The sequence below is a fragment of the Roseburia sp. AM23-20 genome, assembly GCF_003470905.1.
Classification (GTDB): domain Bacteria; phylum Bacillota; class Clostridia; order Lachnospirales; family Lachnospiraceae; genus Roseburia; species Roseburia rectibacter.
In genome coordinates this window covers 507,212-530,107 of sequence record NZ_QRHS01000001.1, presented here as the reverse complement: position 1 = coordinate 530,107, position 22,896 = coordinate 507,212, and the positions used below count along the sequence as shown (strand labels likewise).

The 22,896-nt window shown below is 42.1% G+C and carries 18 protein-coding genes; 17 read left to right on the top strand and 1 reads right to left on the bottom strand.

Annotated elements, in window-relative coordinates; translation table 11 throughout:
* Positions 1-43: 43 nt before the first annotated feature.
* From DW650_RS02445 to DW650_RS02400, 10 genes are all read left to right on the top strand, one after another.
* A complete protein-coding gene (locus DW650_RS02445; RefSeq protein ID WP_118208985.1) occupies positions 44-2,095 on the top strand; it encodes a peptidoglycan D,D-transpeptidase FtsI family protein in 2,052 nt (683 codons plus the stop codon).
* Positions 2,096-2,174: 79 nt separating this feature from the next.
* On the top strand, positions 2,175-3,902 hold the full coding sequence (locus DW650_RS02440) for a peptidoglycan D,D-transpeptidase FtsI family protein (RefSeq protein ID WP_243102840.1): 1,728 nt from the start codon (positions 2,175-2,177) through the stop codon (positions 3,900-3,902).
* Positions 3,903-3,976: 74 nt separating this feature from the next.
* Positions 3,977-4,930, top strand: coding sequence for a phospho-N-acetylmuramoyl-pentapeptide-transferase (gene mraY, locus DW650_RS02435; protein WP_118209043.1), 954 nt, complete (start codon positions 3,977-3,979; stop codon positions 4,928-4,930).
* A 30-nt stretch (positions 4,931-4,960) separates the two neighbouring features.
* A complete protein-coding gene (murD, locus tag DW650_RS02430) occupies positions 4,961-6,325 on the top strand; it encodes a UDP-N-acetylmuramoyl-L-alanine--D-glutamate ligase (RefSeq protein WP_118208983.1) in 1,365 nt (454 codons plus the stop codon).
* 47 nt (positions 6,326-6,372) lie between these two features.
* Complete coding sequence (locus tag DW650_RS02425; RefSeq protein WP_117919193.1) at positions 6,373-7,491, top strand: FtsW/RodA/SpoVE family cell cycle protein; 1,119 nt, start codon at positions 6,373-6,375, stop codon at positions 7,489-7,491.
* Positions 7,492-7,493: 2 nt separating this feature from the next.
* Positions 7,494-8,249 (top strand): cell division protein FtsQ/DivIB, encoded by a 756-nt coding sequence (locus DW650_RS02420; RefSeq protein WP_117919195.1) that lies wholly within the window; start codon positions 7,494-7,496, stop codon positions 8,247-8,249.
* A 115-nt stretch (positions 8,250-8,364) separates the two neighbouring features.
* Positions 8,365-9,564, top strand: coding sequence for a cell division protein FtsZ (ftsZ, locus tag DW650_RS02415; protein WP_118208982.1), 1,200 nt, complete (start codon positions 8,365-8,367; stop codon positions 9,562-9,564).
* A gap of 208 nt (positions 9,565-9,772) precedes the next feature.
* Positions 9,773-10,564, top strand: coding sequence for a sigma-E processing peptidase SpoIIGA (locus DW650_RS02410; RefSeq protein WP_330414569.1), 792 nt, complete (start codon positions 9,773-9,775; stop codon positions 10,562-10,564).
* 31 nt (positions 10,565-10,595) lie between these two features.
* Complete coding sequence (gene sigE, locus DW650_RS02405; protein WP_117919201.1) at positions 10,596-11,327, top strand: RNA polymerase sporulation sigma factor SigE; 732 nt, start codon at positions 10,596-10,598, stop codon at positions 11,325-11,327.
* A gap of 128 nt (positions 11,328-11,455) precedes the next feature.
* Positions 11,456-13,066, top strand: coding sequence for an MBL fold metallo-hydrolase RNA specificity domain-containing protein (locus DW650_RS02400; RefSeq protein ID WP_118208981.1), 1,611 nt, complete (start codon positions 11,456-11,458; stop codon positions 13,064-13,066).
* Here DW650_RS02400 and sigG read toward each other — a convergent pair.
* Entirely contained in the window at positions 13,063-13,842 is a 780-nt protein-coding gene (gene sigG / locus DW650_RS02395; RefSeq protein ID WP_118208980.1) for an RNA polymerase sporulation sigma factor SigG, read from the bottom strand. The two genes, DW650_RS02400 and sigG, sit on opposite strands and share 4 nt — an antisense overlap.
* A 155-nt stretch (positions 13,843-13,997) precedes the next feature.
* On the opposite strand from sigG, the gene DW650_RS02385 reads away from it, so the two are divergent.
* The 7 genes from DW650_RS02385 to DW650_RS02355 are packed head-to-tail and all read left to right on the top strand — an operon-like array spanning position 13,998 to position 22,894.
* Entirely contained in the window at positions 13,998-14,306 is a 309-nt protein-coding gene (locus DW650_RS02385; protein ID WP_241070973.1) for a hypothetical protein, read from the top strand.
* A gap of 54 nt (positions 14,307-14,360) precedes the next feature.
* Positions 14,361-15,206 (top strand): diaminopimelate epimerase, encoded by an 846-nt coding sequence (gene dapF, locus DW650_RS02380; RefSeq protein WP_117919211.1) that lies wholly within the window; start codon positions 14,361-14,363, stop codon positions 15,204-15,206.
* 21 nt (positions 15,207-15,227) lie between these two features.
* Positions 15,228-15,479, top strand: coding sequence for a PqqD family protein (locus DW650_RS02375; RefSeq protein WP_117919213.1), 252 nt, complete (start codon positions 15,228-15,230; stop codon positions 15,477-15,479).
* A 13-nt stretch (positions 15,480-15,492) separates the two neighbouring features.
* The gene (locus tag DW650_RS02370) at positions 15,493-17,670 is read left to right on the top strand and encodes an NAD-dependent epimerase/dehydratase family protein (protein WP_118208978.1); all 2,178 of its coding nucleotides are present in this window, start codon (positions 15,493-15,495) and stop codon (positions 17,668-17,670) included.
* Positions 17,667-18,578 carry a hypothetical protein gene (locus DW650_RS02365; protein WP_118208977.1) on the top strand — a complete coding sequence of 304 codons (912 nt, stop codon included), beginning with the start codon at positions 17,667-17,669 and terminating at the stop codon, positions 18,576-18,578. Before DW650_RS02370 ends, DW650_RS02365 begins: the two co-directional genes overlap by 4 nt.
* An 8-nt stretch (positions 18,579-18,586) precedes the next feature.
* Positions 18,587-20,989, top strand: coding sequence for an amino acid ABC transporter permease (locus tag DW650_RS02360; protein ID WP_118208976.1), 2,403 nt, complete (start codon positions 18,587-18,589; stop codon positions 20,987-20,989).
* A gap of 30 nt (positions 20,990-21,019) precedes the next feature.
* Positions 21,020-22,894 carry a DUF2194 domain-containing protein gene (locus DW650_RS02355; RefSeq protein WP_243102839.1) on the top strand — a complete coding sequence of 625 codons (1,875 nt, stop codon included), beginning with the start codon at positions 21,020-21,022 and terminating at the stop codon, positions 22,892-22,894.
* Positions 22,895-22,896 lie beyond the last annotated feature (2 nt).

Here is a 22,896-nt window from a genome sequence, read left to right as displayed (position 1 = left end):
ATGCATGTTTTGATACTGTGATATAAGAAATGCAGGGGTAAGGATGGCAGCAAAGAGAAGAAGAAAACCATGGTTGAAGTTTCCGAGACGCATGCAGAAAAAACTGGTCGTTATGTTCAGTGCAATTGCAGTTTTACTGACAGGGCTGATCGGGAGACTTATGTATATTGAACATACCAGCGGTGATAAATACGAAAAAATTGTTTTGTCACAGCAGGAATATGACAGTCAGACCATTCCGTATCAGAGAGGCGATATTGTGGACAGCAAGGGTACTGTACTTGCAACCAGTATCGCCGTTTATAATGTCATTTTAGACTGTTCGGTCATGACCAGCAAAGAGGAGTATATTGAGCCTACAATTCAGGCGCTTACAAGCTGCTTTGAGGATATGGACAGCAATACATTGTATGGTTACGCGAAAGAGCAGAATGACAGCCGTTATATCGTGCTGAAGAAAAAGGCATCTTACGAAGAAATACAGCCATTTGTTGAAATGCAGGAAGCTGTGGATGAAAAAGGAAAAAAGATAAATCCCAATATCAAGGGTGTGTGGTTTGAAAAGGAATATCAAAGGGAATATCCGTATGGTGCACTTGCGAGCTCTATTGTAGGATTTACAGCTTCCGGAAACGTTGGTGTGAACGGTCTTGAACAGTATTACAATGAAACTTTAAACGGTGTGGATGGAAGAGAGTACGGATATTTAAATACAGATAATAACTTTGAAAAGACCATCAAAGCTGCGAAAAATGGTAACACAGTTGTGTCTACGATCGATTCCCATATCCAGTCTGTGGTAGAACAAAAGATTGCAGATTTTAATGAAGCCTATACCGGGAATTACCGCGAGGGAGAGCCTGGGGCTAGCCATGTCGGAGTACTGGTCATGAATCCGAATAACGGGGATGTTCTTGCAATGGCTAATTATCCGAATTATGATCTGAGCAATCCAAGAGATCTTTCGGCATATTATACGCAGGAAGAGATTGATGCAATGGACGAAGATACACAGATGGATGCCTTGAATAAAATCTGGCAGAATTTCTGTACAACATATACTTATGAACCTGGATCTACTGCAAAACCATTTACGGTGGCGGCAGGACTTGAAACGGGCAAGGTTTCGACGGGAGACAGTTTTTACTGTGATGGATATGAGCATGTGGGTGGACATGATATCCACTGTGTAAACAGAAGCGGACATGGGATGGAAACACTTGAACAGACACTTATGAATTCCTGCAATGATGCGATGATGCAGATATCCTATCGTCTGGGGAGTGATATTTTCACCAGATATCAGCAGATATTTGGCTTTGGACAAAGAACGGGGATCGATCTTCCAGGAGAAGCAAGAACAGATTCCCTGATCTATACGGCAGATAATATGGGACCAGTCGATCTTGCAACCAATGCGTTTGGACAGAATTTCAATACGACGATGATACAGCTTGCCACGGCATATTGTTCTCTGGTCAATGGTGGAAGTCTTTATCAGCCGCATGTTGTGAAAAGGATAACGGATGAAAGCGGAAATACGATCAGTGAAGTGACACCAACCCTTTTACGGGAGACGGTATCGAAGTCAACGAGTGATGCCTTAAAACAGTATATGTATTCTACGGTCACAGGCGGTACTGCAGTAACTGCAAAGGTAGATGGATATTCCATGGGAGGAAAAACCGGTACAGCCCAGAAAGCAGGACGTGATGGCATTAATTATCTGGTGTCGTTTATCGGATTTGCGCCGGTGGAAGATCCGCAGTTTGTCATTTACTGTGTTGTGGATGAACCGAATGTTGCAGAACAGTTCCACAGTACTTATGCACAGAATATCGTAAGAGAGATCTTAGAGGAGGTTCTTCCTTATATGAATATATACCGGGATGAAGATACTACCGGTATTCATGAAGGATGGGGAATCAAAGGTGAAGACGAAGGCGATGTCGGTGATGTGACGGCAGCCGATGTTGCAAACTCTACGGCTGAGGAGAGTCTGGATGTGCCGGATACGACGGATGAACTGCCGGAGAATACGGGGGAACAGCCAGCCGAAGATATTGATCCGGGGGCAGATGAAGGTCAGCAGTAAAGAAAAGTATAAAACAAAATACATAACCTCACAAAAGTAAGAATAAAATGCTATGAAAACTTTTGTGAGGTTTTTATATATGCAGCAGGAACTTCCTTTTTATAGAAGTAAAACATTTCATCGGAAAAAGATCATGGTAATGTTTACGGTTGTATTTCTGGCACTTTTATTTTTACTTGGAAGACTGGTGTATCTTATGATATTTTGCTCCGGATATTATGGACAAAAGGCGCAGAATCTGCATGAGAGGGAGCGTGATATTAAGGCAGCGAGAGGAAAAATTTTAGACAAAAACGGTGTGGTACTTGCAACTAATAAGTCGGTCTGCACCATATCGGTCATACACAGCCAGATCGAAGATAAAGAGGCAGTGATCACTGCACTGGTAAAAGAACTTGAACTACCGGAGAAAACAGTGCGGAAACGTGTGGAAAAGGTGAGCTCCATAGAGCGCATAAAGACAAATGTCCCAAAAGAGACAGGAGATAAGATACGGGCATATAAACTTCCGGGGATCAAAGTAGACGAAGATTATAAGCGGTATTATCCCTACGATACGTTAGCATCAAAAGTATTGGGATTTACGGGTGGTGATAACCAGGGAATTGTGGGACTTGAAGTAAAGTATGATTCTTATCTTCAGGGGACGAATGGGAAAATACTTACACTTACAGATGCAAGGGGGATTGAGATTGAAAATGCAGGGGAGACGAGACTTGAACCGGTCAACGGATACGACCTTAATATTTCCATGGACTATAATATACAGTTATACTGTGAACAGGCGGCAGAGAAGACCTATATCAAAAAAGATGCAAAATATGTGTCTGTTATTGTGATGAATCCGTCAGATGGAGAAATCTATGCGATGGTAAATTATCCGGAGTTTCATCTGAATGATCCGTTTACACTGATCAATGAGGAAAATGTTCCTGCGGAGAAAAAACAGGATCTTTTGAACCAGATGTGGAGAAATCAATGTATCAGTGATACTTATGAACCGGGTTCCACATTTAAGATCATTACAGCGGCAGCAGCATTAGAACAGGGAGTCGTTAAGCTGACGGATAATTTTTACTGTCCCGGATATAAACTGGTGGAGGACCGGAGGATACGGTGTGCCAAGACGACCGGACATGGGGCAGAAACGTTTGAAACAGGAATTATGAATTCATGTAATCCGGTATTTATCGAACTTGGAGAAAGACTTGGGGTTGACAATTTTTATAAGTATTTCAGACAGTTTGGACTGCTGTCGAAAACAAATGTGGATCTGCCCGGAGAAGCGGCAACGATCATGCACAAAAAAGAAAATGTCGGTCCGGTAGAGCTTGCAACCATATCGTTCGGGCAGTCCTTTCAGATCACGCCGATGCAGCTTGTGACTACTGTTTCTTCTATTATAAATGGGGGACACCGTATCACGCCGCATTTTGGGGTAAAAATCACAGGAGAAGGGGGAAATGAGGTAGAAACATTGAGCTATGAAACAAAAAATGACATCTGCAAGGAAGAAACGTCGGAAACAATGCGTTATCTGTTAGAGAGGGTTGTCTCTGATGGCAGTGGAAAGAATGCTAAAATAGAAGGTTTTTCCATTGGAGGAAAAACTGCTACTTCACAGACACTTCCAAGGAGTGAACATAAATACATCTCGTCATTTCTTGGATTTGCCCCTGCGGATGATCCGAAAGTTTTAGTGCTCGTTGTAATCAACGATCCGAAAGGAACTTATTACGGAGGGCAGATCGCGGCACCTGTTGCAAAAGAAATTATGGAAAACATTTTGCCGTATCTTGCGAAATGATAAAAAATGACGTATACTATTGTGTTGTTAAAAAAGTACATGAGCGCAAAACCGGCGCAAGAATGGAGATTATTATGACATATGAAATTGTAATACCGGTAATTATTGCATTCGCAATCAGTGCACTGTTAGGACCAGTTGTGATTCCTTTCTTAAGAAGACTCAAGGTAGGTCAGACAGAACGAAAAGAACTTGAATCCCATTTAAAGAAAAACGGAACCCCGACAATGGGGGGACTGATGATTCTTGCAAGTATTATCATAACATCCCTGTTTTATGTCAAAGATTATCCGAAGATCATTCCGATTCTGTTTATGACAGTCGGATTTGGTGTGATCGGATTTTTGGATGATTATTTAAAAGTTGTGCTGCGCCGTTCAGATGGACTGCTGGCATGGCAGAAGATGATTCTTCAGATCATTGTCACAGGTGTATTTGCTGTATACATGGTGAAATATTCCGGTGTGGCACTTACCATGCTGATCCCGTTCTCAGGGGGAAAATACTTAGATCTTGGATGGCTGGCAATTCCGGTTCTGTTTTTTGCGGTAGTCGGCACCGTAAACGGAACGAATTTTACGGATGGACTTGACGGATTAGCATCAAGCGTTACGATCATGGTTGCAACATTCTTTTCAGTTGTAGCAATCGGAACTAATGCAGGAATTGCACCGATCACCTGTGCTGTTGTGGGGGCACTGCTTGGATTTTTACTGTTTAATGTATATCCGGCAAGTGTATTTATGGGAGATACCGGATCTCTGGCACTGGGTGGCTTTGTAGTATCAACAGCATATATGATGCAGATGCCTCTTTTTATTCTGATCGTGGGTCTGATCTACCTGGTGGAAGTTTTATCCGTTATCATTCAGGTGACTTATTTTAAGAAAACCGGCGGGAAGCGTATTTTCCGTATGGCACCGATTCATCATCATTTTGAACTTGGCGGATGGTCTGAGACAAGAGTTGTTGCTGTATTTTCTATCACGACAGCAATTTTGTGCCTGATCGCACTGCTTGCAATGTAATAAAAATCACATGTGGAAATGGAGTAATGCATGGATCTGACAGGAAAACAGGTATTGGTGGCAGGACTTGGAAAAAGTGGGATTGCCGCCGGGGCGTTACTAAAGAAACTTGGGTGCAGCGTCTTTCTGTTCGATGAAAACAAAAAATTCGATACTGCTGCCTGGAAAAAAACGTATCCGGTATTTTCGGACTGCCCGTTGTGGGTAGGAGAATTGCCGGATGAGGCAGTTGATAAAATGGAGCTTGCTGTGGTAAGCCCAGGCATACCGCTTGATTCTTTGGCAATGCAAAAGATACATAATGCCGGCATACCGATATGGGGAGAGGCAGAACTTGCATACCGGCTTGCAAAAGGGCGGGTTGCAGCAATTACGGGTACAAACGGAAAAACGACAACGACAACACTTGTGGGAGAAATCCTAAAGAAATGTTATCCGGAAGTATTTGTTGTTGGAAATATTGGTATCCCATATACTTCGATCGTTGAAAAAACCACAGAACAGACCATTGCAGTGGCAGAGATCAGCAGTTTTCAGTTAGAAACAATGGAAACTTTCCATCCCTCCGTTTCTGCAATTTTAAATATCACGCCGGATCATCTTGACAGACATCACACCATGGAGGCATATATCCGGGCAAAGGAAAGCATTACAAAGTGTCAGACAATGGATGATGTATGTATACTCAATTATGAGGATGAAATACTTCGTTCTTTTGCAGAAACGCTTAAAACAAAGGTATTGTTTTTCAGCAGCAAAAGATCATTAGCAGAGGGAATATATCTGAAGAATGACGCGATCTGGATAGCTCAGAAGGAAAAAGAACCGGAAAAACTGATAGACATAGATAAACTGAAACTTCTTGGAACACACAATTATGAAAATGTCATGGCGGCTTCCGGTGCTGCGCTTTGCATGGGAGCACCGGCTGATGTGATACAGAGCGTGTTAAAAGAGTTTCAGGGTGTAAAACACCGCATTGAATTTGTGCGGGAATTGCATGGTGTTATGTATTATAATGATTCTAAAGCGACAAATCCGGATGCGGCAATTCGCGGAATCAGGGCAATGAACCGGAAAACGGTGCTCATCGGCGGTGGGTATGATAAAGAACTTGAATTTGATGAGTGGATTGACAGCTTTGAGGGAAAAGTAAAATATCTTTTGTTAATTGGACAGACGAAAGAAAAAATCGCAGAATGTGCACAAAAGCATGGCTTTGGGAATATCGTATGTTGTGATACATTAAAAGAAGCGGTAGACAACTGTTACAGACTGGCAGAAACCGGGGAAGCAGTATTGCTCTCGCCTGCATGTGCAAGCTGGGGAGATTTTAAGGATTATACGCAGCGTGGAGATCTGTTCCGGCAATATGTCATGGAACTGCCGGAATAAAGAATCAGGGTTTGATCAGACAGGTTTTATATAAATGAGGAAAAATTATGGCAAGAAGACGGGAAAATGAAAAAAAACAAAAAGCGATCCGGTATTTTGATTACAGCCTGTTATTTCTGATTATATTTTTGCTGTGCTTTGGGCTGATCATGTTATACAGTACCAGTTCTTATTATGGATCGACAAGATTTAACGATGCAGCATATTATGTGAAAAGGCAGATGTATGCAAGCGCACTTGGAATAGCAGCAATGTTATTTATTTCGAAAATTCCATATAAGTTCTGGATGCAGGTTTCAACGCTTGCGTATTTTGTGGCCTTGACGTTATGTACAGCAGTTATTTTTGTCGGAACAAGTGCAAAAGGACAGTCGCGATGGTTCAGGATCGGACCGATCCAGTTCCAGCCATCTGAGATTGCGAAAATCGCGGTTATAATTTTCCTTGCGACGATCATCTATAAAACACCAAAACGTATTGGTGAATTTAAAAGCCTGGTTAAGATCATGCTTTTTATTCTGCCGATTTTTGCGGTGGTTGCGTATAATAACTTAAGTACGGCAATTATTATCCTTGGAATTGCTGTCTGCATGTTATTTGTTGCAAGTCCGAAATATTTACAGTTCATCATCATGGGAATAGGAGTAGGTCTGGCTGGCACTCTGTTTATTCTGCTGGCATCTTACCGTGCAGAGCGTGTTATGATCTGGCTGCATCCGGAGGACTATGAAAAAGGGTATCAGACGCTGCAGGGATTATATGCGATCGGTTCCGGAGGGCTTTTTGGCAAAGGATTGGGAGAGAGTATGCAGAAACTGGGATTTATCCCGGAGGCACAGAATGATATGATCTTTTCTGTTATATGTGAAGAACTTGGTCTTTTTGGCGCAGTCTGTCTGATATTGTTGTACCTGCTTATTATCTGGCGTCTGATGATCATTGCAAATAATGCCTCTGATCTTTATGGAGCATTGATCGTAGTTGGAATTATGGCGCATTTGGCGATTCAGGTATTACTCAACATTGCGGTTGTTACGAATACAATTCCAAATACGGGTGTATCACTGCCGTTTATCAGTTATGGAGGAACATCCATATCGATTTTGTTGGCAGAGATGGGTCTGGCGCTTTCTGTATCGAGGGGAATTAAATTAGAGGTTGCCTGATTATGAGAATCAAAGAACAGAGAAAAAGAAAAAAAAGAAGAAAAATTGGAGCCTGTATATTCTTAGTGGTTCTGATGCTGGCAGCACTTACTGCACTGATCGTGGTAAAGGTGTTTACAGTTCAGAATGTGGTTGTAGAAGGAAACAGTCTTTATTCAGCCGATCAGATTAAAAATATGGTGCTGGATGATGATTATTCGTGGAACAGCCTGTATGTAGACCTGAAATACCGGTTTGTGGACATCGGAGAGGTGCCGTTTGTAGATACAATGGAAATTTCACTGGATGATCCACATACACTGCGGATTTCTGTTACGGAAAAAGGCATTCTCGGAAGTTTCTATATAGATACACTTGGGCAGTATGCATATTTTGATAAAGACGGATTTGTTGTGGAAACTTCATCGGATGTAATCGAGGGAGTGCCAAAGATCACAGGCGTTACCTGCGACAGTGTGGTTTTATATGAAAAACTGCCGCTTGAGGATTCGAATCTGCTGAGAAATCTTCTGACATTGACACAATTATTGAAAAAATATGAGCTGGAACCGGAAGAGATCCATTATGACAGTGCAATGCAGCCACAGCTTACCTACGGAACGATTACAGTCAATGTTGGTTCAGAGGATTATCTGACACAGAAAATTGCAAGACTTTCCGCAATTATGCCACAACTGTCGGGACTGTCCGGTATACTTCATTTAGAAACATGGACGCCGGATACGACAGATATTGTGTTTGACCGTGCAGATCTGTAAAAAAAAGTGTAATCTTTTTTGAAAAATCAGTTGATTAATTGTAAGAAAAATTATATTATAGTGTATATGAGTTTTTTAGCTGTAAATTTTTAAGCTAAATGAAGGAGGAACTACCTTGCTGGAGATTAAGACAACAGAAGCGGATACCAGTGCAAAGATCATCGTGATCGGAGTAGGAGGAGCTGGTAATAATGCTGTAAATAGAATGATTGATGAGAGTATCGGGGGAGTCGAGTTTATCGGGGTAAACACGGATAAACAGGCTTTGGCACTCTGCAAAGCACCGACACTGATTCAGATCGGTGAGAAGCTGACGAAAGGACTTGGAGCTGGAGCACAGCCTGAGATCGGTCAGAAAGCCGCTGAGGAGAGCATGGAAGAATTATCTGCAGCAGTAAAAGGCGCGGATATGGTTTTTGTAACCTGTGGTATGGGCGGTGGAACCGGAACAGGTGCAGCACCGGTTGCTGCTAAGATTGCAAAAGAGCAGGGAATCTTAACGGTCGGCGTTGTGACAAAGCCATTTAAATTTGAAGCAAAACAGCGTATGTTAAATGCACTTTCCGGTATTGACCGTTTAAAAGAGAGCGTTGATACTCTGATCGTGATCCCGAATGACAAACTTTTGGAGATTGTTGACAGACGTACAACTATGCCGGATGCTTTGAAGAAGGCTGACGAAGTGTTGCAGCAGGCTGTTCAGGGAATTACAGACCTCATTAATCTGCCTGCATTGATCAATCTTGACTTTGCCGATGTTTCCACAGTTATGAAGGACAAGGGTATGGCACATATCGGTATTGGTAATGCAAAGGGTGATGACAAGGCGATCGAAGCAGTTAAACTTGCAGTTGCAAGTCCACTGTTAGAGACAACGATCAATGGTGCATCTCATGTTATCATTAATATATCCGGTGATATTTCCCTGATGGATGCGAACGATGCCGCAAGTTATGTTCAGGATCTTGCAGGTGATAATGCCAATATTATTTTCGGTGCGAAGTATGATGAGTCCATGACAGATGAAGCAACCATCACGGTTATCGCAACAGGACTTGAGAATGCCCAGGCGGCACCAAAGAGCAAGATCATGCCGGATCTCCGTTATGGAAATACTGCGAACGTTACAAGACCGGTTGGAACACCTGGAATTAACAGACAGGCAGCAAATCTTGGTGCAAGTGTACAGGCACATACGCAGACACAGGCAACAACACCGACATTCTCCGGTATCCAAAGACCACGCCAGCCAGAGAGTACGGTACAGCCGATGGATATTAAAATCCCGGATTTCCTTAAAAATTCAAGAAAATAAATATAAGATAATTATGTACATCAGAAAAGAGATTTATGCATTGACAAAATGTGTAGATCTCTTTTTTCGTATAGCACAGATGATCACTTGTCGAAAATAAGGGATGATTTTTAGGATTTGCAGTTCCTGTTTTGACAAAAAAGTAATGTTATACGTTTTATAATGGCAGTAAAGATGCAAAAGAATCTGAGAAAAGAGGTGAGGCGAGATATATGTATTTTATGCAGATGTGTTCCTGCTTGAAAATCTGTTCATGGATTATATGGCAATACTTGGATGCAACTGTCTGCTGAAACGGAGAATACATGCCGGGCGGTTGTTTGCAGTATCGCTTATATTTTCGCTGTTTCATCTGTTTCTGGTTTGTTTTATAAGAAACAGGATACTGTATTTGCTGATCGCACATTTTGTTTTAAATACGGGGATGGTATTTTTGTGTTTTGGCTGGGAAGGAAAGCGCAGCTATCTGGAAAACTGGGTTGTAACCTATTTTATGTGTGTGATACAGGGAGGAGCACTGGAATGGCTCTTAGAACAGCAGATATTTACACAAAATGAGGTTTTACAGATATTTGTTGTGACGGCGGCAGTGGTTACGGCAGTGATCTGTTTTGGAGAAAGACGCATTTACGGAAATCATATATATCCTGCGGAGTTAAAAAAAGGGGAAAGACATATCAGACTGCATGCATACTGGGATAGCGGAAATCAGCTGATGGACCCGTATACAGGACAGGAAATCAGTATTTTATCGGAAACCACAGCAGAAAAGATCTTTTCAAAGGAAAAAGATCTGGTACGGTTTGTGCCCTATCGGTCACTGGGAGAAAAGAATGGGTTAATTGCGGTAACAAATGTGGATGAAATGATAATTTTCCAGGGAAAACATGCGGTAAAGATCCAGAATGCGGCGATCGGAACGGCAGATAAAATGTTATTTGACGGTAAGGAATATGAAATGATTCTGAATGCATCAAGCATTATGCCGCATGGCATATAGTGTGAAAATAAAAATTAAGGTGGAATTGGGAATGTACATAAAATTTGCGATACCAAAGATAAGAACAATGATATTTCCTGGTATTTTTCGAAAGAAAAAGAATGAAGTGCATTATATCGGAGGTGCAGAGGTACTTCCACCGCCACTTGCAGGTGAAGATGAGGCGGTATGTATAGAGATGCTCACAAGTGATGAAAGCGGGCAGCTTGCGAGGAAACGCCTGATCGAACACAACCTGAGACTTGTGGTTTATATTGCAAAGAAATTTGATAATACCGGTGTTGGGGTGGAAGACCTGATCTCGATCGGCACGATCGGCCTGATCAAGGCGATCAACACATTTAATCCAGGAAAAAACATTAAACTGGCGACCTATGCATCGAGATGTATTGAAAACGAAATCCTGATGTATCTGCGGCGAAACAGTAAAACAAGAATGGAAGTGTCTATTGATGAACCCCTAAATGTTGACTGGGATGGAAATGAACTGCTGCTTTCAGATATTTTAGGAACTGACGAGGACGTGATCTACCATGACATTGAAACGGATGTGGAACATCGGCTGCTTAAGACCGCAATTGGAAAGCTTTCCGGAAGGGAACGGATGATCATTGAACTGCGGTTTGGATTAAACACGATTGACGGTGAAGAAAAAACACAGAAGGAGGTTGCGGATATGCTTGGTATTTCCCAGTCTTATATATCCAGACTGGAAAAAAAGATCATGGGAAGATTGAAAAAAGAAATCGTGCGTCTGGAATAAAACACCATTTTATGTTGTTGTGCAAAATGACAAAATGATTAAAAAATTTATAAAATATGAAATAATATTGTGCATATAGCTGAAAAATAGTATAATGAAAGAAAAGCAGACAGAATGGGGGACTTCATATGGTATTGGAATTTTTAGGCGCAGCACATGAGGTAACGGGCAGTTGTCATTATCTGTCATTTGCAGATAAGCATATACTGGTGGACTGTGGAATGGAACAGGGACCGGATCTATACACGAACCAGGATATACCGGTTAATGCGGCAATGATTGATTATGTGTTTGTGACACATGCACATATTGACCATTCCGGATTATTGCCTCTTTTATACAATCATGGTTTTCGCGGCAAAATTTACTGTACGTTAGCGACTAATGAACTGTGTAACATTATGCTCAAAGACAGCGCACATATCCAGATGTTTGAGGCAGAGTGGCGTAACCGGAAGGCAAAACGAGCCGGAAAACCGGAAATAGTTCCTCTTTACGATATGAATGATGCGATGAGCGTGCTGAATCATTTTGTGCCGTGTGATTATCAGAAAAAGATTAAAGTCTGTGACGGACTTGAAGTAAGATTTGTGGATGCCGGTCATCTGCTTGGATCTTCAAGCATTGAAATGTGGGTACAGGATGATGACGGAACAGAGGTAAAACTGGCATTTTCCGGAGATATCGGGCCGGGCAACCGTCCGCTTATCAAGGATCCGGAATATATCAAAGATGCCGATTATGTGATCATGGAGTCAACTTACGGTGACAGAAAACACAATACACCTCTGGATTTTGCGATCGCCCTTGCGAAAGTGATCAAAGAGACGCTGTATGAACGGGGAGGCAATCTGGTCATCCCGGCATTTTCCGTAGGCAGAACGCAGGAGATGCTTTATTTTATACGCAGGATCAAAAGCGAACATCTGCTGCCTGAATTTGAAAATTTTGAGGTATACATAGACAGCCCGTTAGCGGTTGAGGCTACAAGTATCTTTAATAAGAGCGTGGAAGAATGTTTTGATGAAGATGCGAGAGCACTTGTGCAGCAGGGGATTAACCCGATCGGATTTCCGGGACTTAAAATGGCGATCACAAGTGATGAATCGAAGATGATTAACTTTAATGATGATCCGAAAGTTATTATTTCTGCATCCGGAATGTGTGAGGCGGGACGTATCCGCCACCATTTGAAACATAATCTGTGGAGAAAAGATTCCACGATTTTATTTGTAGGATACCAGGTACCTGGAACGCTTGGCTTTTCCCTTTTAAATGGTGCGAAAGAAGTCAGGCTTTTTGGAGAGACGATCGAGGTCGCAGCAACGATCGAGAATCTTCCGGGTATCAGCGGACATGCGGACGTGGAACAGCTTACAAAGTGGGCGGCATCATTTGAAAACAAACCGAAAAAAGTATTTGTGGTACATGGGGAGGATAAAGTCACAGAGCAGTTTGCAGACCATCTGAAAGATGCTCTGGGATATGATGCATATGCACCGTTCCCGGGAGACGCATTTGACCTTGCAACAGGTGAACTGGTGCGTGAAGGTTCCAGGGAACGGGCAGAGAAAAAGACGATGGAGAAGAGCCGTGCGTCAAGCAATGTATTTGCAAGACTGCTTGCTGCGGGACAGAGGCTTCTTACGGTTATCAATAAATGCGAAGGAATGCCAAACAAAGAACTTGGTAAATTTGCAGATCAGATCAATGCCCTGTGTAATAAGTGGGAACGTTAAAGCGACAGATAATGACGGATGGATTTTAAGGCGGATTTTTCCAGACGGCTGACCTGAGCCTGTGAGATATGGATCTCGTCAGCCACTTCCATCTGCGTTTTGCCTTCAAAAAAACGAAGTTTTAAAATATAATTTTCGCGTTCGTTCAGCCGGTTAAGAGCGTCGTTTAAGGATAGTTCTTCGATCCAGTTTTCTTCCCGGTTTTTTTTGTCGCTGATCTGATCCATGACATAGAGTGTGTCACCGCCGTCAGTATAGACCGGATCATAAAGACTGAGCGGGCTTTGTATGGCATCAAGGGCAAAGACAATATCCTCTTTGGAAATGCCGGATTCGGCTGCGATTTCGTCAAGAGTCGGTTCTTTGTTTTCAGATTTTGAGAGAATCTCTTTTGTATGGATTGCCTTGTAGGCAGTGTCGCGCAGGGAACGGCTGACACGGATAGAGTTATTGTCGCGCAGGTAGCGCCGGATTTCACCTATGATCATTGGTACTGCGTAGGTGGAGAATTTTACACCGATCGTTGGATCAAAGTTATCGATGGATTTGATCAGACCGATACATCCGATCTGAAAGAGATCATCAACATTTTCGTGGTTGCCGGAAAAACGTTTGATGACACTTAATACCAGTCTGAGATTGCCCTTGATATATGTTTCTCTGGCAGCGTTGTCTCCCTGCTTGATTCGCGCAAACAGAGCATCTTTTTCCTCTTCTTTCAAAATGGGGAGTTTTGCGGTATTGACACCGCAGATTTCTACTTTATAAGAAGCCATGCTGTTTTCCTCCGGAATTTCGTATTTACCATAAAGAGCATGCTTCAAACAGATGAATTTTATTCAGAAATTAACTTTTTTTCCAAAGAGTTTCGTGCTAAAATAAAAAGGTATCAAAAACCAGAACAGAGTGTGGTGCAGTGATGATGAAAGATATGATCGATAAAAGAAATGAGCAGGAACGGATTGCGAGAAGTATTATCAAGTACTGGAATGTGAATTATATTCCGAGAGCACAGACCGATCCAATGAAACAGATGCAGACTGGGGAAACAGAAAGTAAGCAGGAACAGACTGCAGACGAAAATATGCAGGAAGACTACAATAGAGCAACAAATGCATATTCAGGTCAGTATGGTCAGGAGAAAGACTTAGATGGTGTGAAAAGAGAACAGATAGACAAGATCCTTCATGAAAAGGCAGAGAATATCCATCGTCTCTTTGAAAATGGGGGAGTAGAGTAACCGTTATTTATTTTTTGCATATGATATCATAAGGAAAATAACAGAGGAATCAGAATGTCTGAAATCATACTTCGCAAATATCATGGGGTTGGCAATGATTATCTGATTTTCGATCCAAAGAAAAATGACGTTGTTTTAAACGAAAGACTGATAAAGCAGTTATGCAGACGTAATATTGGCGTCGGTGCAGATGGGATTTTGTACGGACCGCTTATTGAAGATAAAAAAATTAAAGTACGAATTTTTAATCCGGATGGAAGTGAAGCTGAAAAAAGCGGCAATGGCATCCGGATTTTTTCAAGATATTTAAAAGATGCCGGCTATGTAAAAGAAAAAAAGTATTATCTGACCACAAAGGCGGGGGATACGCTTGTAACTTTTCTGGATGATGCTGGAGAGCGCATGCGTGTGGATATGGGATATGCGGTATTTGAGGCAGAACAGATCCCGGCACTTGGATTTGAAGGAGAAGTCGTGGGAGAATCGATATTTTTCTGCGATAATTTTTATAATGCAACCTGTGTATCCATGGGCAATCCTAACTGTGTTATCATGCTTGAACGGGTAGACCGCAAGAAGGCAATGCAGTTAGGACCGTATGTGGAAAATGCAAAATATTTTCCGAATCGTATCAATATGCAGCTTTGCCAGATCGTGGATGAAAAAAATATACAGGTTGAGATCTATGAACGTGGAGCAGGTTATACGTTTGCTTCCGGCACCGGGGCCTGTGCGGCAGCAGCAGCTTCTCACCGTTTAGGGCTGGTGGGAGATGAAGTGACCGTACATATGCACGGTGGAGATCTTTTTATAGAGTTTGGGGAAGACGGTAGAATTTTTATGACGGGTTCGGTTGTATATATTGGAAAAATTACTGTTGCAGAGCAGTTTTTTTCATGAAAGAGAAAGGAAATGATTTAGATGAAAGAACGGTATCAATTACGTCATGCGGCAGGGGCGTACTGGCTTTTGGATATGGAGCAGGGAAAACAATATAAAAAACCGTTCATGTTAAACGAGTGTGGTGCATATATTTATCGTGCGTATATTTCAGGAATGTCCGAAGATGAGATCGTACAGGCATTTGCAAAAGAATATGAATTATCATTCTCCGGTGCACAAAGTGATGTGAAACAGTTTATGATGGAGTTAAGACAACAGGGTATTATTTGAGGATGGGACAGATATGAACATATTGCTGGTTGGAAATGGCGGAAATTTCATGCGCCTTATGATTAACAGGCTGAATAAAGAAGGACACAGGGTATTCGTTCTGACGGAGGAACCAAAGAAAGGGTATAGTTTAAAGAAAGTATTTGAAGTGTATCATTTTTCGTATGAGGATGCCTGTGTGCGGGAGGTATTAGAGAGCATCATGCCACAGGTGGTTGTTTTTTGGGGGGCATACGACCATAATTTCTCCTGGAACAAGGTGGAAAATACAGCGGCATCCTACGCGGCCGGACTTACGAATATTTTGATGAATTATATAGCTTTAAAGAAAGGCAGATTTGTCTATCTTTCTTCGGAGAGTGTTTTTGATGGTGAAAATGCCCGTCTTATGAAGGAGGACGATCTTACCGGGGCATGCAGCAAGAGAGGGCAGGCAATTGCCATCGGAGAAGAAATCTGTAAAAATTATGCACGGATGGGGAATGACATTGTGGTTCTCCGGCTTGATCATCTGTATGGGGAGATACGAAAGAAAGAAGATACCGATACGATCTGCGCAAAGATGTGCTTAGAGGCTGTAAATACCGGTGAGATCATTGCGTCACAGAATGAAAAAATAATGCTTTTGCACGAGGCTGATGCAGTGGAGTTTATTTACCAGATGATGGTGACAAAGGAGCATAAACACACATTGTATCAACTGTCTTCCGGGGAAAAAATATCACGGTATGACCTTGCTAAGGCAGTTGCTGCGGGAATGAAGACCGGGGTCAGTGTCATAGAAGAAGAAAACGAAAAAGACCGGGAAGTTATGCTTTCCGGTAAAAGATACGAGGAAGAGTTCGGGCTTCGTGTGATTCATCATGCCGGGACTGATGTGGAAAAGATTGCGGCTTATTTTGGCAGGCATGCAGCAGAATTTACGGATATAGTGAGAAAAAAGGGGTATTTGTTTCAAAGATTTGGCAGCAGAACAAAGGAAATCATAACGAATCTGATCCCTTTTATGGAAAACCTTATTTGTTTTATCCCATTTTTTATGTTAAATAACCGGGCAGTTGGAAGTGAATATTTTCAGAATATTGATTTTTATCTTCTGTATGTGCTGTTGTTTGCACTTGTGTATGGACAGCAGCAGGCAACGTTTTCTGCGCTGCTTGCCGTGGCGGGATATTGTTTCCGGCAGATGTATCACAGAAGCGGATTTGATGTCATGCTTGACTATAATACCTATGTCTGGATCGCACAGCTTCTGATCTTAGGTCTGGCAGTAGGTTACTTAAGGGACCAGCTTCGCGCGATGAGAGAGGAACAGCAGCATGAGGTATCATATTTAACCAAGCAGCTGGATGATATTTCAGATATTAATGTCAGCAATGTCAGGGTAAAAGAGATTCTTGCAAATCAGATCGTAAATCAGAATGACAGTTTTGGAAAACTATATGAGATCACGTCAAGTCTTGAGCAGTATGAACCATGTGAGGTACTTTTTTATGCAGCGGAAGTGCTTGCAAGACTGATGGGAAGCAAGGATGTGGCAATTTATACAGTGGCGAACCGTTCTTATGCACGTCTTTTTTCTGCAACATCAGCAAAAGCACGCAGTCTTGGTAATTCGATCAATTACAGCCAGATGGATGCCATGTATACGGTTCTTGCCGGGAAGAAGGTTTATATTAATAAAAATATGGATGAAAGGTATCCGCTTATGGCGAATGCCATTTATTCAGAAGATGAGATGCAGCTGATACTGATGATCTGGGGGATTCCGTGGGAAAGGATGACGTTAGGACAGGCAAATATGCTGACAGTTATCGGCTATCTGATCCAGAATGCGGTGGTGCGTGCAAACCGTTATATTGCCGCGTTAGAGCAGCAGCGATACATACAGGGAACAAATATATTGGAACCGGAAGCCTTTTCATCCCTCGTAAAGGCATATTTAAAGGCAAGGGATAAGGGTCTGACACAGTGTGCACTGCTTTCTGTGGACACAGAGAAAAAAGACCGTGAAGAGACTGGCAGACGGCTTACAAAACTCTTGAGACAAAGTGATTATGTCGGTGAACTTGAAGACGGAAAAATGTATGCACTTCTTGCAAATACCAGTACAAAGGATGCAGATATGGTAAGAGAAAGGTTTGAAAAAGAGGGAGTGTACTGTCAGATTCAGGAGGATATATTTTTATGACAGTTACGGAAAAGAGATTTTGTATCGTCCTTTTGATCAATATGGCGGTTACTATTTTTTACGTGGTATGGAGCAGTCTGGGCAGACGTGAAGGGAAAAAAACAGATATACTGATGAAAGGCATCGTTATGTTTCTGTGTCCGGTGGTGGGACCGTTGTTCTTTTTTGCCGGACTGGTGTTTAATAAGGTCTTTTTCAGACAGAATGTAGATCTTGAGGATGTTATTTTCAGTAAAGAGCGTGTAAAGACACATCTTCGTGCTGATGAGGAGAGGGAAGGAAATTTAGTACCGATCGAGGAAGCACTTGCGATCAGTGATAAGGACAGTTTGAGAACACTGGTAATGAACGTAGTACGTGGAGATGTACAGAATTCCCTGGCATCCATTTCACTTGCATTAAACAGTGAGGACACAGAAACGTCACATTATGCCGCCACGGTATTAAGGGATGCACTGAATGATTTCAGAAAGCGTTCGCAGGAACTTTACCTTCAGATGAAACAGGATGGATGCGATGCGGCAGAAGCAGCATGTATCCTGATCGAGTACATGTATGGAGTTTTGATCCAGGAGGTGTTTCATGAAAAGGAACAGCAGACCTATATTGACATGATGGAAGAGGCATGCAGCTTCCTGAATGAAAAATATCAGGAAAAACTGCAGGTTTCCTATATTGAGGGGCTTTGTATGATGCTTCTTAAGATAAAGGATTTCAAGCGCATGAAATACTGGTGCGATAAGAGCAGGGAACTTTATCCGGAGGAGTTATCAACCTATACCTGCTACTTAAAACTTTATTTTACAGAGGGAAACAAAAAAGATTTCTTTGATGAATTGGAAAAATTAAAAAAATCCGATATTGTAATAGACAGAGAAACATTGGAATTGATTCGTATTTTTAGCTGAAGGAGGTGATGGCAGTGTCGATGAAAGTTCTGACTGTATTACAGTTTATCAGCATTTTTGTGATCTATACCGGGCTTTTTATAGCGGTTCCGGCACTGCTTTTGCATCGCAGGCTGAAAGATGAAATATTTAGTGTCAGGTTTTTCTTTTATATTGTATTAGGTCATTTTTATCTGATCAATCTGGTATTATTTCTTCAATTACTTCATATTTCTGGAAGATTCACACTGATTTTGGGCAGTGTTCTCCCGGTTATTGTATCCTTGATCCGTACGAAAAGAGTTTCACCAAAAAAAATCGGGCACGTCATAGGAAACAGAACATCGCATGTCATCCGGGAGACGCTTGGCATCAAGCTGCTCCTTCTTGAGATAGTCCAGTGGATTGGCAGGAAGGTGAAGAAGCTGTGCAGAAGAATGTGTGGACTGATCATCAGACATTTTGCTGATGGAGTGCTGTTTATTGTATTTACTGCAACGGTTCTTGTGATGTATGGCACCAATATGATCCATACATACGGTTATTGTGCATCCGATATACCTGTGCACAATTACTGGATCAATGCAATGGGAAATAATGATGTATTTGTAGCTGGGATTTATCCGTTTGGATTCCATTGTGTGATCTATTATATTCATGCTGTAACAGGAATAGAAACATATGTTCTACTCCGGCTTTTTTATGTAGTGCAGGTTTTATATATCCATTATGCACTGCTGGCATTTTTGAAAGCATGCTGCAGAACATCATATTGCGCATGGGGAGCTGTGTTTTTTTATGTGCTTGCAGCATTTTTTAACAGGAATACCTATTCCCGTTACTACAGTTCCCTGCCACAGGAATTTGGTATGATATTTATTCTGCCGGGAATTTACTTTATGTTTGCCTTTTTAAGACAGCGGAAAGCAGAAGTGGATCAATGCAGAAAAGAAAAAAATATTGCCGGATTAAAAACCTGGAAGTGCAAAAGTACCCGTTATCTGATGGGATTTGTTGCAGGATTTGGTCTTACACTTATTGTGCATTTTTATGACACCATGGTAGCAGGTCTGTTCTGCATCGGTATCGCAGGGGGATATCTGTTTCGTATTTTTAAGAAGGAATATTTTTTCCGGGTACTTGCGACCGGTATCTTAAGTATTTTCTTAGCAGTGCTGCCGATGGGAATCGCATTTTTACAGGGAACACCATTGCAGGGATCACTTGGCTGGGGACTTAACGTGATCAATGGCAGCAGTAATACAGGCAATGAGGAAGAACAAACAGATGTTACAGATAATGAAAACGAAGAAATGAATACAACGGGTGCACTGAGCCAGGGCACGACGGAAAGCATGGGTCCGGCCGGAAATACAATGAATCAGACAGTGTCCGGTAATAGCACAGACAATGTACAGATGCCGGAAACAACGCAGGTAAAAACGTCAGCGTTTGCTGCGCTGGTGGAAAGGGTACGGTTCCGGATCACTGATATTGCAAAGAACGGTCTGGATTATCTTTGGACGGGAGTGCACAATGTTGTAATGCTTCAGGCAAGTGACCAGTGGATGATGTTCATTTTTGGCTGTGAGGGATTTTGTCTGGCAGGAGGATTATTATTTGTGCTCATTGGAAAACGTGACTACGGATCAATGCTGATGTCCACCGGATTTGGACTGCTGCTTCTGATGATTTTTCTTAGTGCATGGCGTTTTGGACTGCCGCATATTATGGATGCAAGCAGGTGCAGTATATATGTGGCTTACATGATACCGGCAGCGATAGGGCTTGGAGCAGACGGCATAGTGGCACTGGTCTTTGGATTTTTTAAGCATGATATCTGGATGAATCTGGTCTCACTGCTGACCTCAGCCGCCCTGGTTGCGGTACTGGTCAATGGAAACCAGATCCGTACACCGTCGATCGTAACAGCACTGCAGTCAAATTCGGCGATCACTTGTCTGGCAAATATAAAAAGAGAAAACGAAAAGTATAAATATACGATCTGTTCTGCAAATGATGAACTGCGAATGATGGAAGATTATGCGCGTCACGAGGAGACGATCACATTTTTACGAAGTATGGAAGGAAATGCGGTAAACGGAAATCTGACATTGCCGACAGACCGTGTATATTTCTTTATTGAGAAGATACCGCTTGATTATACTGTAGCATATGAGGGAAGCGGACAGCGGATCTCGGAAGAAGGAGCAAAAAAACCGCTGCCGACAGCAAATGATATTTCCGTTTATGAGGGTGAAAACAGATGGATCATAATGTCAAGGATGTATTACTGGGCACAGGCATTTATGGAACTGTATGGAAAAGAAATGCAGGTGTATTATGAAACAGATGATTTTGTCTGTTATGTGGTAGAACAGAATACCTACAGTTTATATGATTTTTCGATTGATTATGGATATAATGAATGACAATAGGATGTTTGAAGATCATATATTCTATTGCCGGCAGAAAAAATAGCAGATGCCAAAAGAGATGGATCTGGAAAGGAAAATGTGATGGTATCCCGGAGAAATTTTGCTACGATCACTATCATGCTCGTTATTTTATTGTTTATGTTTCAGTTTACGGGTGTGATGAAAGATAAACTCAGTAAATATGGAATCAATGAATATCAGGAGAGTGCCCGGACAGAACTTACGGAAAAGGATATGTTTCCTGCATCCGGACAGAGTGAACAAAAAACGGCAAAGGTTTTTTATGCCGGACAGAGTGAAAAAACAAAAAACACGGTAAAATGGTGGTGTACATACAGTAAGCGGGATTTTCAGACCGCAGACTCCCTGAATGTTATCATGGATGATGAAGATGATCTGCCGGATGTTCTGGTCTTAGATGGAACATATCTGGAAAACAGGGAGAATATAAATGCGGTCAGTGATGCGGTTGAAAATGGTGTAAATGTTGTGGTTTCAGGACTTCCGGATGCGGATGAGATCGAGAAGAACAACAGTTTGCGAAAACTGCTTGGAATCCGTTATGTGGAACAGAAAGAAGTAACACTCGAGGGCATACATCTGTTTGCAGGATTTCTGCTTGGCGGGGAAGTCATCTATCAGGCGGAAGATGAGGAAGAAGAAAAAAATAAGGATATGGATCTTACGGTTCCGTGGTATGTGACGGGTGAGGGAACCAAAAGCTATATGGTTGGAATGTTAGAAGATGTCCGGCCGGACAGTGGAAGACAGCCTGCGATCATATGGAGAAACGGACTGGAAAATGCCTGTGTGTTCTGTGTGAATGGTGATTATCTGGAAGATAATTCCGGTATTGGAATCCTGGATGCAATGATGGCAGAAGCATCTTCCTTTGAGATTTATCCGGTGGTTAATGCACAAAATCTTGTGATCGCAAATTATCCGGGATTTGCATCAGAAAATGAAAATAATATGGAAAAAATATACAGTCAGTCACAGAAAGCGTTGTTTCGGGAGATTATCTGGCCGTCTCTGGTTTCAATTGAACGAAAGATCGATGCAAAACTGACTTGTATGATGACACCACAGTTTGATTATAATGATGAAAATGAACCGAGGGAGGGAGAAGTTGCATATTATCTGAAATTATTGAAAGAGGAGTATGGGGAAGCCGGGCTTTCCTCCGGTAATGTGTCGGATACCGGATTGTCTGAAAAAATGGAGCAGGATGAACAGTTCTGGAAAAGAGAGGCACCGGATTACGGTTTTCAGTCTTTATTCCTGGAAAATGAAAATGAACTTGGTGATGCCTTAGAAAATGATAAACTTGGCGGAATAAGGACAGTTGTAACCCCGGAATCACAGACTTACGATGAACCGGTCATTTCTTTTGCCAAGGAAAATGTGACGCTGCAGCGGGCTACCGGGGACGGCGTAAATCACACATTTATGGATGATTTCAGACAGAGATGCATTCAGACAGCGCTGGGATATTCCAATACAGTGTGGGATCTGCTTGTGGCAGCGTATCCGGAGAAAAAAGCTGATGCATGGGAGGTCCTTTCGAAGGAAGCGGCGTCTAACATCTGTACTTATCAGAAACCGTATATGGTGTTTGATGAGACGACTCTTTCAAAGAGTGACCAGAGAATCCGCAGATTCTTTGCACTTTCCTATTCCGTGGAATCTGAAGATAATACGATTTCGCTGCATGTGGATGGATTAGAGGAGCAAGCATGGTTCTTACTGCATACGGGAAGCCGTGAAATAGAAGAAATGCATGGCGGAAGTTTTTCTGCAGTTGAGGATGGTGTTTACCTGATCTGTGCAGAGAATGATGAGGTAACGATCCGGTTGAATGAGGAAGAAGAAAAACAATTGTTTTTTTACGAGGATTGAGA